Here is a 14872-nt window from a genome sequence, read left to right as displayed (position 1 = left end):
GTTACAATTAGTAATGGGAATGTTGCCGTCGTGACATGGTGGGAGGACACAACAGCCAGCCGTCCGGGCACGGTGGATGCGGTCCCGGTTGCCCGGCGCCCGTGCCCACCCGAGCGCGGCCCAGTCGGTGCAAGGCCCGCCCGATCCCCGGCGGCACCGGTGCCGGCCCCGCTCGCGGTAGCGGCCCCGCTCGTGGTAGGGGCCCCACCCCGGCACGCCCTGCGGGGGGCGATCCGCGGTGCGTCCCCACTGGCCGTTGCCGCCCTCGCCGCCAACCTCGCGAACCTGCTCGTCACGCTGGTGCTCGCCCGGCATCTGTCCACCACCGCCTACGGGGCGCTGGCCCAGTTGCTGGCGCTGTTCTTCGTGGTGTCCATGCCCGGCAGCGCCCTGCTCGTCGGCGTCGTCCGCAAGGTGACGCCCTGGCAGCAGACGGGTGAGGCCGCGATGATCGACCAATGGATTGCGCGGGTCCGGCGTGGCGGTGTCGTCCTGGTCGTGTTGACCGGTATCGCAGCTCTCCTGCTGCGGGGTGTCATCGCCACGGCGCTGTCCCTGCCGGGTCCCGGCGGTGTCGCCGAGATGCTCACCGCGGGCGCCGCCTGGTGCCTGCTCTGCGTGGACCGCGGGTTGCTGCAGTCCACCCACAGGTACGCCGGCCTCGCGGCCAACCTGCTGCTGGAGGGCCTGGTCCGGGGCGCCCTCGCGGTCGGGCTGGTGCTGGCGGGTCTCGGAGCCGATGGCGTCTGCCTGGCGATCCTGCTCGGTGTACTGGTCGGGCTCGGGCACGGACGCACGATCCTGGGCTCCCACGCCGGCCGCGCTGCGGCGCGCGCCAACCCGCCCGCCGCCAACCCGCCCGCCGCCAACCCGCCCACCGCCAACCCGCCCACCGCCAACCTGTCCGCCGGCACCGCGCCCGCGATGGCGCCGAACCGGCTGGCCGTCGAGGTCGGCGCCGCGCTGAGCGCCCTGGTCCTGCTGGGCGTGCTCCAGAACATCGACGTGCTGGCGATCGGCGCACACCGCTCCGTCGACGCCGGCTCGTACGCGGCGGTGTCCGTCGCGTGCAAGGCGCTGGTCTTCGCCGCGGTCGTCCTGGGGGGCTTTCTGCTGCCCGAGACCGCGAGCCGCCGCCACCGCGGTGAGCACGCGCTGCACCAGCTGGGCGCGACCCTGGCGATGCTCGCGGTGCCGGCCATCGGGCTCCTCCTGGTCGCCCTGCTCGCTCCGGCGGGTGGACTGGCACTGGCCTTCGGCCCACGGCTGACCGCGGCCGCAGGCTCCCTCGCACCGCTGGCCGCAGCCATGACCTGCCTCGGGGCAACCGTCCTGTTCACCCACTACCTGCTGGCCGTCGGCGCGCGCGGCGTCCTGGTGGTGCTCGCGGCCGCGACGGCCCTCGCCGTTGCGGGCGTCTGGTGGGTCGGCGGCGCCTCGGTGGCGACCGCCCGGCTGGAACTCGCGCTGCATGCGGTGCTGGCCGCAGGCACGGGACTGCTGGTCTGGGCTGACGCCCGGCGCACCGCCACCCGGTGAGCGTGCGATCATCGCTGCTCGGACGCGTCGCGGGTCGGATTAGGATGCTTCGGACACGCTTCGCGATCACCGCAGGCCCTGGGGGCCAGGCCCGCGGCGTGCTGCCGTCTTCCTCCCTGCCGCACCAGCGACCGGGAGCCGAACCAGGACGATTGGGCTGGACCGGTGACCCTGACCGCACCATCGGCACATCCGCGGCGAGTTCTCTCCCGCCGGCTCGCCGGCCGCCCGGGCGCCGGCGGCGAGCCGTCGCCGCTGCGACGCCGGTGGCTGCCGTCGTGGCCCGCGTCGCTGCTGGCCGCGATCGCCTACCTCCCGCTGCTGCTCACCGCACCCGGGCGGGTCGGTGTCGACACCAAGGCCTACCTGTACATCGACCCGCAACGGCTGATCAGCCATGCGGGGATCATGTGGGCCCCGAACATCGGGATGGGTGCGGTCACCCACCAGAACATCGGTTTCCTCCTCCCGCAGGGCGCCTTCTTCTGGCTCGTCGACCTCGTCGGTCTGCCCGCCTGGGTCGCCCAGCGGCTGTGGACCGGCTCGGTGCTGTTCCTGGCCGGCGCGGGCGTGTTGTTCTGCATGCGGTCGTTTCGGTGGCCGAACAGGCCCGCCTTCGTCGCCGCGGTCGCCTACATGTTGAGCCCCTATGTCCTGGAGTACGAGGCTCGGATGTCGGCGATCCTGCTGCCGTACACGGGCCTGGGCTGGCTGCTCGGGATCACCGTCCGCGGGCTGCGCGAGGCCCGGGGCGGCCGCGCGGCCTGGCTGCCGGACGGCTGGCGCTGGCCGGCCGCGTTCGGTGTCACCGTCGCGCTGGTCGGCAGCAGCAACGCAGCCAGCCTGATCTTCGTGCTGCTGGCGCCGATGCTCTGGCTGCCCTTTGCCCTGTGGGGGACCCGGGAGGTCCGGCTCGGCCCCGCGCTGGGAATGATCGTCCGTACCGGTGTGCTGGTCGTGCTGTGCTCGGCCTGGTGGATCGCGGGTCTGGTCACTCAGGCCGGCTACGGCGTGGACATCCTTGCCTACAGCGAGACGCTCAAGACGGTGGCGAGCGCCTCGCAGGCGTCGGAGGTACTACGCGGCCTGGGCAACTGGTACTTCTACGGCGAGGATGCTCTCGGCACCTGGATCACTCCTTCGCGTGACTACACCCAGACCGTGTGGGTGGTCGCCGTGAGCTTCGCGGTACCCATGCTGGCGCTGGCGGGCGCGGCACTGCTGCGGTGGGGCTACAAAGCCTACTTTGTCCTGCTGGTGCTCGTCGGTACCACGGTCGCGGTGGGCGTGTACCCCTATGACAACCCCTCGCCGCTGGGCGCTGCGTTCCGCGCGTTCGCGCAGGCATCCACCGCCGGGTTCGCGCTCCGGTCAATGCCCCGGGCGGTACCACTGGTCGCGCTCGGCCTGTCGGTGCTGCTCGCCGGCGGGCTCGCGGCGGTCAGCGAACGGCTGGGCACCGCGGTCGGCTCCACGGTCGGCTCCGCGGTCGGCACCACGGTCGGCACCGTCAGTGGACGCGTGCGCGGGCGCTCCGGGGGCACCCGCCGCCGCGATGTCCGGACCCGGTTGCCGCGGCTGGCGCCCGGCACCGCATGGATCGTCGTCATCGTCCTGATAGTGGCGAACCTCAGTCCGCTGTGGCGTGGCCGGTTCATCGAGTCGGATCTGGACCGCCCCGAGCAGATCCCCGCCTACGAGCGCCAGGTCGCCACCGCACTGGACGCGACCGGTCCGGCCACCCGGGTGCTGGAACTGCCCGGTGCGGACTTCGCCCATTACCGCTGGGGGACCACCCTGGACCCCGTCCTGCCCGGCCTGACCAACCGCCCCTACCTGGTGCGTGAGCTGATCCCGTTCAGCGCCGCCGCATCCGCCGACCTGCTACGCGCTGTGGACCGCCGGCTGCAGGAAGGCGTGTTCGAAACCAGTTCGCTGGCCGACATGGCCCGGCTGATGGGAGTCGGTGACATCGTGCTGCGCAGCAACCAGCAGTACGAACGCTTCCGCACCCCGCGGCCGGTGCCTACCTGGGCGCTGTTCACCGACCCGGTGCCCGCCGGGCTTGGCGCGCCACGCCGCTTCGGCCCGCCGGTCACCGACGCACCACGCATTCCCGTCAACGACGAGCTGGCCCTGGGTACCCCACCGGACGCGGTCGACCCGCCGGCGCTGGCCGTATTCGGAGTCACCGACCCACAACCCATCGTGCGGACGGCGGCCACCGGGGCACCGCTGCTCGTCAGCGGCAACGGGGAGGGGCTGGTGGACGCCGCGGCCGCCGGCCTGCTGGCCGACCCGCTCACAACGAACCGGGCCATCCTCTACACCGCGTCGATGGCAGCCGACCCGGCATCGGTCGGCCAGGCCCTGAGCGACGGCGCCGATCTTCTTCTTACCGACAGCAACCGGCGCCGGGCCGAACGGTGGGGCTCGATCCGGGACAACTACGGGTACGTGGAAGGCCCCGACACGGTCGCGCTGGCACCCGACCCCAACGACAACCGACTACCGGTCTTTCCGGCCGAGACCACGGCGGCCCAGACGGTCGCGGTGCTGCACGCCCCCGGCCAGCCCGGCGACATCGCCGCCGTCGGCGCAACCAGCTACGGCAACGCGTTCTCCTACAGCCCGCCGGAACGTCCGGTGGGCGCGGTCGACGGCGACCTCGACACCGCGTGGCAGGTCGGCGCGTTCGCCAACCCGGCGGGCCAGCGCCTCCAGATCGCCGTGACGGACCCGGTGCGCACCGACCGCGTCCGTCTCGTCCAACCGCTACGCGGCTCCCCCAACCGGTGGATCACCAAGGCGACGCTCCGGTTCGACGGCGACGCACCGGTGAGTGTGAACCTCACCGCCGCGTCCCGGACCGAAGCCGGCCAGCTGGTCACCTTCCCGGCCCGTCGGTTCACCCGCCTGGACATCACCGTCGAGGAGACCAACACCGGGGTCCGCGCGCAATACGCGGATCTGTCCAGCGTCGGGTTTGCCGAAGTCGACATCGTCCGACCGGACGGCACGTCCCCGCACGCACACGAGCTCCTGCGGATGCCGACCGACCTGCTGACCGCGGCGGGCACGGCATCGGTGCAACACCGGCTCATGCTGCAGGTCACCCGCGACCGGGCGAACCCGGGCGAACCGTTCCGCTCCGACGCCGAGGCGGCCATGGCGCGGGTGTTCACCCTGCCCACCGCGCGTACCTTCGCGCTCACCGGCACCGCCCGCGCGTCCGCCTATGCCAACGACCTGATCCTGGGTACCTCCACCGGCCGGCCCTCGGACACGGTGACCACCGAATCGTCCGGGCGGCTGCCCGGTGATCTGGCTGCCGGCAGCGCCGGCGCGTTCGACGGTGACCCGGCGACGCTGTGGAGTCCCGGCTTCGGGATGCAGACCGACGCCTGGATCCAGGTCAACTCCCCGAAGCCGGTGAGTTTCTCGACGCTGACCCTGTCGGTGGTGGCCGACGGGCGCCATTCCGTGCCGAGGACACTCGGGCTGGTCGTGGACGGTAAGCGGGTGGACACGCTGACCATCCCGCCGATCACCGACATGCCGGGCGCCAGGATCGGACAGCCAGGCGCCAGCCGGACGGTCACCCTCTCCTTTCCCCCCGTCCGGGGCAGCAACATCCGCCTTGTGGTCGACGACATCCGGTCGGTCACCACCCGGGACCCGATCAGCCAGCAGCTGATCACGATGCCGGTGGGACTGGCCGAGGTCGACATCGCCGGCCTGCGGGTTCCCCCGGCGACGGCAACCCTGCCGGGCGCATGCCGTAGCGATCTCCTCACGCTCGACGGACGCCCGGTCCCGGTACGGATCACCGGTTCCAGCGCCGACGCGCTCGCCCGCAAGGGCCTGCTGGTGTCGCTCTGCGGCGACCCCATCACCCTGGGACCCGGCGACCACGTGCTACGCACCATCGCGGGAGCCGGCGTCGGATACGATCTGGACCGCCTTGTACTGGCCTCCGAGCCCGGTGGTGGCGCGTCGCCGATCACTGCCGCCGGCTCGGTCGCACCGGCCGACCAGGGCACCCCGGTCCGATCATCGGGCGCGAGCACCACCCGCGCGCCGGCGGTGGCGGTCACCGGATCGAGCGACACCTCGTTCGCCCTGCGGGTCACCAACGCCGAACCCGGCACACCGTTCTGGCTGGTGCTCGGGCAGAGCCTGTCCGCCGGCTGGAAGGCGACCTCACGGGGAACCTCAACGGGAGGATCGACGACCACCGACTACGGCGCGCCACGACTGGTGGACGGCTACGCCAACGGCTGGCGGATCACTCCGACCGCGTCCAGCTTCACCGTCGATCTGCGCTGGACCCCCCAACGGCTGGTGCGCCGTGCGCTGGCGCTCTCCGGCATCGCGCTGACCTCCTGCGTCGTGTTGATGGTCGTGACGGCGAGAAGGCGCCGGCGATCACGCACGCAGGCCGATCCGGTGACCGCCGAGCTACCCCGGTTCGCATCGCCGACACCGCGGGCCCCGCGGGTACCGGTCACGGTCGCGGTACTCGCAGCGACGGTGGCTGCCCTGATCGCCATGGCACTGGTGAACCCGGCGGCGAGTATCGCCACCGGGCTGGCAACCCTGGCCGCGCTACTCCTGCCCCGGGGCCGGACCCTGCTCACGCTCGGACCGGTGGCCGTGCTGACCCTGAGCGCCACCTATGTCATCCAGGTCCAGCTGCGCCACAGCCTGCCCAGCGACGGGGAGTGGGTCAGGGCCTTCGCGCGGGTCGCGACCGTGTCCTGGATCGCGGTTCTGCTCCTGGGTGCCGACGTCCTCGTCACGGCGGTGCAACACCGGTACCGACACGATCTCACCGCGGATCTCACCGCGGATGTCACCGCCGGCCCGTCAGGCCCGGGCACCGGCGCGGTCACCGGCGGCGATGCCGCGCGACCCACCGTTCACCCGTGACACCACCGTGCGGCCAACGGCTCGCGCAGCGGCCCGCAGCGCATTCTCAGCACCGCACAGAGCGGCGCTCGGTGGCTGATCGACCTCGGTCACCGCGGTGCCGACCACGAACGACGGCCTCGGCTCCCCATCCCATGACACCCGCAACCGGGCGATCATCTCGTTCGACCCGACCTGGCTCCCACCCGGGAAGGCGACGACGAAGCGGTTGTGCGACCAACGCCCCAGCTCCGCACCGGGACCAGCGGCCGCACGCAGCTGGCCGGCAAACTGTGTGAGGATGTGCTCGTCGCCACAGATGCCGTCCGGGTCCGAACCCGGGTCCGAACCCGGCTCCGATGGGGCACCGAGCACCGCGAACAGGCAGAGGACGGTTCGCGCGGGCAGGCCCTGCAGAATCGCCAGGAAGCGCTCGCGGCTGGTGAGGCTGGTTGCCGGGTCGATACCGATCTCCCGGACGCGGACCTGTGCCCGTCGCAACCGCGCAAGGGTATGACCGGCCTGACCGCCCAACAGGGTGACCGCGCGCAGGCCCGCCTGGTCGGGCTCGTCCCGCCTGACCGTCCAGTGGGCCACCACAAGCCCGATCAGGCCGCCCTCGCCGGGAAGCGGCACCAGCAGCGCAGAGGCGATGCGCAGCCGCCGCACGACGTCCGCCGGGAACAGCGTCGAGGATGTGACGTCGGCCAGGAACACCGGCGCCCTGGTACGCAGGACGGCCCCGATGCCGACGGTGTCGCGCCCGGTGAACCGCTCCGCGGGCGTCGCTCCGTCCTCGTCCGACTTCGTCGCTCCGTCCGCGTCCGACTTCGTCGCGGTGGCCACCGCGTGGAACACCGTCGATCCGGGAAGGTCAGCGAGCAGTAGGCTGGCCGCATCCGCGTCGAGAAGCGCTCGGGAGACCTCGGCGACCGTCGACCCGGCCGCATCCAGGTGATCGGGATACCAGAACTGGTCCAGCACGCCCAGCGCCCCGGTCACCTCCGCCAGCATCCGGTTGGCTCGGCGGGCCTCCAGTAATTGCATGACCTGGTGTCCCAGGGCGGCGAGCGACTCGCGTTGGCCGGGGGTGAGAGCACGAGGAATACGGTCCACCGCCACGACGTGCCCGATCACCTTGCGATCAGGGGTGGTGATCGGCGCTCCGGCGTAGAAACGGAATGACCGGCGCGGCCCGATCCTGGCCAGGCGCATGAAGCGGGGGTCCGCGGCCATGTCCGCAATCTCGAAGACCCCGGTTTCGGCGGGCGCCCACTGACTGACCGACACATCGCGCGGTCGTTCGGTCACCGTCGAGCCGTGGCAGGCCTTGAACCATTCCCGATCGGTGTCCAGGAACGCGACGAGTCCCACCGGGGTGTCACACAGGCGGGCCGCCAGCGCGGCGATCTCGTCGAATTCAGGCTCGCTGTCGGAATCGAGGATCTCGTACCGGCGCAGCGCGGCGATCCGGGCGGGTTCGTCAGCCGGCCTGACAACGGGCGGTCCGGCCATGACCAGTTCCGGCGGGCACGGCCGCGCCACCCGATCGGGGCCCGCAACCCGATCGGGGCCCGCCACCGAATCGGCCTGCACCGTCGCGGCGGGCCCAGGAACGGCCGCGACGACCGCGCAGGCCTGCGCGGTCAGCAGCGCCAGCAGCTCGGGCGAGGGAGGCAGCGGCCGCGAGATCGCCTCCCCCTGGAGAAGATCGCATCCGAGCTCCATCAGCATCCGCAGGGCCCGGGCATCCTCGACGCCCTCGCCGACGACCCGTAGCCCCAGGCGATGGCCGAGCTCCAGGACGGTACGGACGATCGCGACGTCGGGCAGGCTGCCGTGCGCGTCGGAGACGAACCCCCGGTCGATCTTCACCTCGTCGAACGGCAGCGCCTTGAGGATCTCCATCGAGCTGTAACCCGTTCCGAAGTCGTCCAACGACAACGTCACCCCGCGGGTGCGCAGTTCCCGCAGCATCGCCGCGGCCCGGGCCGGCTGGGTGACCAGCGCACTCTCGGTGATTTCCAACGTCAGGACGTCTGCGGGCAGGCCGTGCACGGACAGCGTGTCCGAAACCAGGTTGGGCAGATCGTCGCGGACGAGCATCCGCGCCGAGAGGTTCACCGACACCGGTACGTGGTGGCCGGCCGACGCCCAGTCGGCGCACTGGCGCAGCGCCTCGTTGAGCACCCACTCGGTCACATCGATGATCAGAGTGGACCGTTCCGCCATCGGCAGGAAGGCTCCGGGGGCCAGCAGACCGCGATCGGGGTGCGCCCAGCGCAGCAGTGCCTCTACACCGGCGATGCGCCCGGTATGGGCGGACTGCAGCGGCTGGTAGTGCAGGACCAGTTCGCCACCGGCGACGGCGGCGCGCAGCTGCGCGTGCAGGGCGAGTTCCCACGGCCGGACGCCGGCCATGCCCGGGTCCCACACACCGGCCCGTTCGCCGTCCCGTTTGGCCGCGTGCAGCGCCGCGTCCGCCGCCGGCAGGAGGGCGTCGAGGCTCGCGCCGTGCAGCGGGGCGACCGCGACACCGGCGCTGGCCTCGACCTCGACCTCGACGCCGTCGATCCGGAACGGACCGAGGATCTGACTGATCACCATTCGGCCGATGGCGCGCATCTGATCGCGTGCGGCCTCGGGCTCGTCGGGCAGCTCAACCCCACACATGACGACCGCGAACTCATCGCTGCCGATGCGGCCGGTGAACGCAGGGTCCACGGGTACGCTGTGCAACTGCATCGCGATGGCCTGCAGCAGCCGGTCGCCGGCGTCATGACCAAGAGCGTCGTTGACCTCGCGGAACCGGTTGATGTCAAGGAGCACCAGCACGGCGTGGCGACCGGCGGCGATCGCCGCGGCGATCGCGGGCTGGGCCACCCGGGCCAGGCCGGCCCGGTTCGCCAGCCCCGTCAGCGGATCCCGGTCCACCAGCAGCTGGCTCCAGCGGCCGAACCCGTACACAACCAGAGTCGTCCCGCTGACGGTGAAGACGGTCATCACGACCGCGGGCATCGCGACACCGAGATCGCCTTCGATCGCGAAGCCGGCCACGGCCCCCGCACTGATGAGCGCGGCATGGACAAGGGCCACCCACAGTCTGTGAACCATCGCGCCATAGGCGGCGATCCAGGCGTACCAGAGCAGATAGAGGTCGGCATCCCTGCCGGAATCACTGTCACACAGCGCAATCGTGACCGCGAGGACCGAGGAGAGCACCAGGATGTGGTGAGCCATCGGCCGGATGCGTCGCAACAGCAGCGCGGCAACCAGGTTGGCGATGCTTATCGCCACAGCGAGCCAGGTCCCCAGCTGGTTCTGCCCCGGCGACCAGGGCAGCAGCGCGAGGACGGAGAAGGCGAAGACTCCCCCGACGGAAAGTATGACCAGAAATCGCCGTCGATCCGTGAAGGACGGAACGCTCATGGTGAACGATCCTCCTGCCGTCGGGGGTAAGGTGCCGCCGCCCGGCGGGACAGCACCCTGGCAACCACCGGGCCCCGACAACTACCGAGAGCGACCAAACGGGCCAAAAATCTTCGATTCACGACCCAGAGACAACGCCGCCCCATCACCGTAACCCGGCGCCACCACTTACACCGTCGGGCGCTGATAGGCGCAGACAGTGAGCGCACAGCCTCAGCGCGAGATCGCCGCGAGGGCGACGCGAGGGCGACGCGAGGTCAGTGGGCGGCGTCGTCCCAGGTCAGGCCGCAACCAACACTGACGTCGAGAGGAACCGACATCTGGTATGCCGCTCCCATCTCGGTCCGTACCAGCGCCTCGACCTCGGCGCGCTCACCCGCAGCGATCTCCAGCACAAGCTCGTCATGGACCTGGAGCAACAGCCGGGACCGCAGTCTGCGCTCCCGCAGCGCCCGATCGACGCCCAACATGGCGATCTTTATGATGTCCGCCGCGGACCCCTGGATGGGAGCGTTGAGCGCCATTCGCTCGGCCATCTGGCGACGCTGCGCATTGTCACTGGTAAGATCGGGAAGGTAACGGCGCCGTCCGAGGATCGTCTCCGTGTAACCATCGGTACGGGCCTGTTCGACCACCCCGCGCAGGAAGTCCCGTACCCCGCCGAACCGGGCGAAGTACGCCTCCATCTGCGCACGGGCCTCTTCCGGATGGATGCCGAGCTGGCCGGCGAGCCCGAAGGCGGAGAGCCCGTAGGCCAGCCCGTAGGACATGGCCTTGATCCGGCGGCGCAGCTCGGGATCAACCGCGTCCACAGGCAGACCGAATGCCTGGGCTGCCACGTAGGTGTGCAGGTCCTCGCCGGAGGCGAATGCCTCGATCAGTCCCTCGTCGCCGGACAGATGCGCCATGATGCGCATTTCGATCTGGGAGTAGTCGGCCGTGAGCAGGGTCTCGTACCCCGTGCCGACGACGAACGCCCGGCGGATCTGACGGCCCTGCGCCGTGCGTATCGGGATGTTCTGCAGGTTCGGGTCGGTCGAGGACAACCGGCCGGTCGCCGCGATCATCTGGTTGAACGTCGTGTGGATGCGGCCGGCATCGTCGATCATCGGTATGAGCGAGTCGACCACCGTACGCAGCCGGGCAACGTCACGATGGCGCAACAGCACCGCCAGGAGCGGATGGTCGGCCTGAGTGGCGAGCCAGGCCAGCGCGTCCGCGTCGGTGGTGTAGCCAGTCTTGATCTTTTTGGTTTTGGGCAGGCCCAGCTCGTCGAACAGGATGGCCTGCAGCTGCTTGGGTGAGCTGAGGTTGAACGGCCGCCCGACGATCTCATGCGCCTGCGCGGACACCGCGGCGACCTCGGCACCGTAGTGCTTCTGGAGCTCGAGCAGATGATCGGTGTCGGCGGCGATGCCGGCCCGCTCCATCACGGCCAGCACACCGACGAGTGGAAGCTCCACGTCGCGCAGGAGCGCGGTGGCACCGCGGCGGTCCAGGTCCGCGTCGAGCGCGTCGGCGAGCTCGAGGCAGGCCCGTGCCCGCACGACGTCCGCACCGGCCGCGTCCGCCTCGTCCGATCCGTCGATGGTCAGCTGTCCGGTGTCGGATCCTTGCGTACGCAGGTCGCGCCGGAGATAACGCAGGACGAGATCGGCCAGGTCGAAGGTGCGCTGACCGGGCAGCGCCAGGTAGGCCGCGAGCGCGGTGTCGCTGGTCACCCCCTCCAGTGACAGGCCACGGGCGGCAAGCGCCAACATGGGTCCTTTGACGTCATGAGCCGCCTTGGGCTGACCAGGGTCGGCCAGCCACTGCGCCAGCGCCTTGTCGTCGTCGCCGGTGAGCCCGGCCGGGTCGATCCACGCACCGGGACCGCCGGGGGTGGCCAGCGCGAGCGCCGTGACGACGCCGGTACCCCGACCCCAGGTGCCACGGACGTGCAGGCCGACGCGCTGCCCGCCACGGGCATGGTCGGTCAGCCATTGGGAAACTTCGCCGGGCCCCAGGATGCGCGTGCTCACCTCGAAACCCTCGTCGGCCTCGGGTTCGACCGTGGCCAGCGCCGTGTACAGCCGCTCCCGCAACGTCCGGAACTGCAAGGTGTCGAAGAGCTGGTGGACGGCTTCGCGGTCCCACGGGCGCAGCCGAAGATCGACGGGGGTGACGTCCAACGGCACGTCCCGGGCGAGCTCGGTCAGGGCCCGGTTGCGGATCACGCTGGCCAGATGGGCGCGCAGCGACGTACCCGTCTTCCCGCCGAGTTCGTCCACCCGGTCGACGAGCTCGGCCAACGACCCGAACTGCTGGATCCACTTGGTGGCGGTCTTCTCCCCCACCCCGGGCACCGACGGCAGGTTGTCCGAGGGGTCACCGCGCAGCGCGGCGAAGTCCGGGTACTGCACCGGGGTGAGACCGTACTTCGCCTCGACCTCCGCCGGCGTGAACCTGGTCATGTCACTGATGCCGCGCCGGGTCATCAGCACCGTCACCTCGTCGGTGACGAGCTGCAACGCGTCCCGGTCACCGGTGACGATCAGCACCTGCATCCCCACGGCCGCGCCCTGGCTCGCCAGTGTCGCGATGACGTCGTCCGCCTCGTAGCCGGGCGCGCTGACCCCGAGCACGGCGAGCGAGTCGCACACCTGCTGGATCAGGCTGATCTGTCCGACGAAGTCCTCGGGTGTCTCGGCGCGCCCGGCCTTGTACTCCGCGTACTGGGTGTGCCGGAACGTGGGAGTCGGCAGGTCCCAGGCGACCGCCACATGGGTGGGGCGCTCATCGCGCAATACGTTGATCAACATCGAGGTGAAGCCGTAGACGGCGTTGGTCGGCTGTCCCGTCGTCGTGGCGAAGTTCTCGACCGGGAGCGCGAAGAACGCACGGTAGGCCAAGGAGTGGCCGTCGAGCAGGAGCAGCCGCGGCTCACCGTCGCCGGGCGCGGGCTGGGCGACGGCCGAGGTGGAGCCGGCAACCGAACGCGCGGAACCACGGGCGGGCGGGCGCTGCGCGCCGGCGGATGTGGCGGACACGACCCGAGTGTATTTGGCCCGCCCGCCCCGCCGGCCCTCCCCGTGCCGCACACCGTGGGCGCGGTGCGGCACGGGGAGGGCCGGGAGCCTCCCGGCCGGGGCGGTGACCGGGGTGTCACCCCGCGGATTCACGCCGGCCGTATACCGGCCCCCAGCAATTTCCGCCAGTTGATATTCACCCGGTGATATTCACCTGATGACATTCTACTGCTGACATTCGGGTGACCGAGGACCACCTAGGACCACCGAGGACCACACGGGGCGTCTTCGATCGGACAGACCGATACCCGAACGTGTCACTCGTCACGCCGCGAAGAACGCTGGGAACGGCACCGGGAACGCCGCCGGAAGGCTTCGGGGAAGACGGTGCGCGAAAACCGACGGCTGCCGTCGGCCCGGCGCATTGACGCGAGCATCGGTTACGCCCTAGTTTCTTTGTCAGTGGACCCGGGACGGACGAGTAGATAACGTCCATACACGGGGAAGGTGTGGACGGCGCCAAAGACCGTCCCGGGTTTCACTTATTTATCTGCAGATTCAGGTGGCACCGCAGCCTCATATGCCACTGCAACCTCATGTGCCACTGCAACCTCATGTGCCACTGGATGCACGGTTCGATCCCCAGTGCCACGCGCGGTGCTGTCGCTCAGACGACGTCCTCACCCAGATAAGCCCGCCGAACACGGTCGTCCGCGCGCAACAGGTGAGCCGGGCCGTCCAGCACCATCCGACCTGTTTCCAGCACGTAGCCACGGTCTGCGACCGCCAGCGCCTGGTGGGCGTTCTGCTCCACCAACAGCATCGACACGCCAGTGCTGTTGATCTCAGTGATGACCGAGAAAATCATGGCTACGACCAGCGGTGCGAGCCCCATCGAGGGCTCGTCCAACAGCAGCACCCGGGGCCGTGCCATGAGCGCCCGGCCGATGGCGAGCATCTGCTGCTCGCCGCCGGAAAGGGTTCCCGCCGCCTGCCCACGTCGCTCGGCAAGGCGTGGAAACATCGCGAAGACCCGTTCGATGTCGCCACGCGCCCGGCGGCGGTCCCGGTAGGCGCCCATCAGCAGGTTCTCGTGGACGGACATGACCGGAAACACCCTGCGGCCTTCGGGCACGTGACTGATCCCCCGCGCGACGATCTCGTGTGCCGGCAGGCCCGCGAGCGGCTCCCCGTCGAGCCGTACCTCCCCCGACACCGGATGCAACAGTCCCGACACCGTTGCCAGCGTCGTGGTCTTGCCGGCGCCGTTCGCCCCCAGCAGGGCCACCACCTCGCCGGCTCCGACCCGCAGGCTCACGCCACGCAGCGCGGTCACCGAGCCGTAGCGGACCTCCACGTCGGTGAGCTCGAGCGCCATCAGCCGCCACCAGGAGCGTCGGCCGGGCCCAGGTATGCCTCGCGCACCGCCGGGTCCCGCTGGACGTCGGCCGGCGGACCGCTGGCGATGACCTGGCCGAAGTTGAGCACGACCACCGCCGTGGCCACGCTCATCACCAGGCCCATGTCGTGCTCGATCAGCAGTACGGAGATCCCGTCCGCGGCGACCCGCCGCAGCAGCCCTGCCAGCTGGTTTTTCTCCGCCGTGTTCGTGCCCGCCGCGGGTTCGTCCACCAGCAGCAGACACGGGTCGGCGCCCAGTGCCCGCGCGATCTCCAGACGGCGCTGCTCCCCGTAGGCGAGCGCCGCGGCCGGGACGTGCGCACGGTGCGCAAGGCCGACGAAGGCCAGCAACTCCATGGCGCGGCGCACGGCGCGAGCCTCGTACCGCCGGACGGCGGGGGTGGCGAGCATCACCTGTAGCGTCGCCGGGCGGTCCCGCCCCTGCACCCCGACCTGGACGTTGGCGAGCGCGCTCAACCCGCCGAACAGCCGGATGTGCTGGAACGTCCGGGCCACCCCGAGCCGGCTGATCACGTGCGGTCGGCGGTCGAGCAGGCCCGTCGGAGCACCGCCGCGGCCCCACA

At 70.8% G+C, this 14872-nt stretch carries 6 protein-coding genes; 2 read left to right on the top strand and 4 right to left on the bottom strand.

Annotated elements, in window-relative coordinates:
- The first annotated feature begins 159 nt into the window (after positions 1–159).
- On the top strand, positions 160–1539 hold the full coding sequence (locus U9979_RS11635; protein WP_322779397.1) for a hypothetical protein: 1380 nt from the start codon (positions 160–162) through the stop codon (positions 1537–1539).
- A 165-nt stretch (positions 1540–1704) separates the two neighbouring features.
- The gene (locus U9979_RS11630) at positions 1705–6471 is read left to right on the top strand and encodes an alpha-(1->3)-arabinofuranosyltransferase domain-containing protein (RefSeq protein ID WP_322779396.1); all 4767 of its coding nucleotides are present in this window, start codon (positions 1705–1707) and stop codon (positions 6469–6471) included.
- Here the strand turns inward: U9979_RS11630 and U9979_RS11625 are convergent.
- The 4 genes from U9979_RS11625 to U9979_RS11610 all read right to left on the bottom strand — a co-directional run.
- Positions 6409–9879, bottom strand: a complete 3471-nt coding sequence (locus U9979_RS11625) for an EAL domain-containing protein (RefSeq protein ID WP_322779395.1) — start codon at positions 9877–9879, stop codon at positions 6409–6411. The two genes, U9979_RS11630 and U9979_RS11625, sit on opposite strands and share 63 nt — an antisense overlap.
- A 257-nt stretch (positions 9880–10136) precedes the next feature.
- Positions 10137–12908 carry a DNA polymerase I gene (gene polA, locus U9979_RS11620; RefSeq protein ID WP_322779408.1) on the bottom strand — a complete coding sequence of 924 codons (2772 nt, stop codon included), beginning with the start codon at positions 12906–12908 and terminating at the stop codon, positions 10137–10139.
- 646 nt (positions 12909–13554) lie between these two features.
- Complete coding sequence (locus tag U9979_RS11615) at positions 13555–14265, bottom strand: ABC transporter ATP-binding protein (protein ID WP_322779394.1); 711 nt, start codon at positions 14263–14265, stop codon at positions 13555–13557.
- Positions 14265–14872 (bottom strand): ABC transporter ATP-binding protein (locus tag U9979_RS11610; RefSeq protein ID WP_322779393.1); only part of this gene is annotated, 608 nt, incomplete at its 5' end. The genes U9979_RS11615 and U9979_RS11610, both read right to left, overlap by 1 nt.

It is taken from the genome of Protofrankia sp. Cas4, assembly GCF_963555915.1.
Lineage (GTDB): Bacteria > Actinomycetota > Actinomycetes > Frankiales > Frankiaceae > Protofrankia.
Note: the sequence above shows the minus strand (reverse complement) of the source record. Positions and strands in the feature narration are given on the sequence as shown.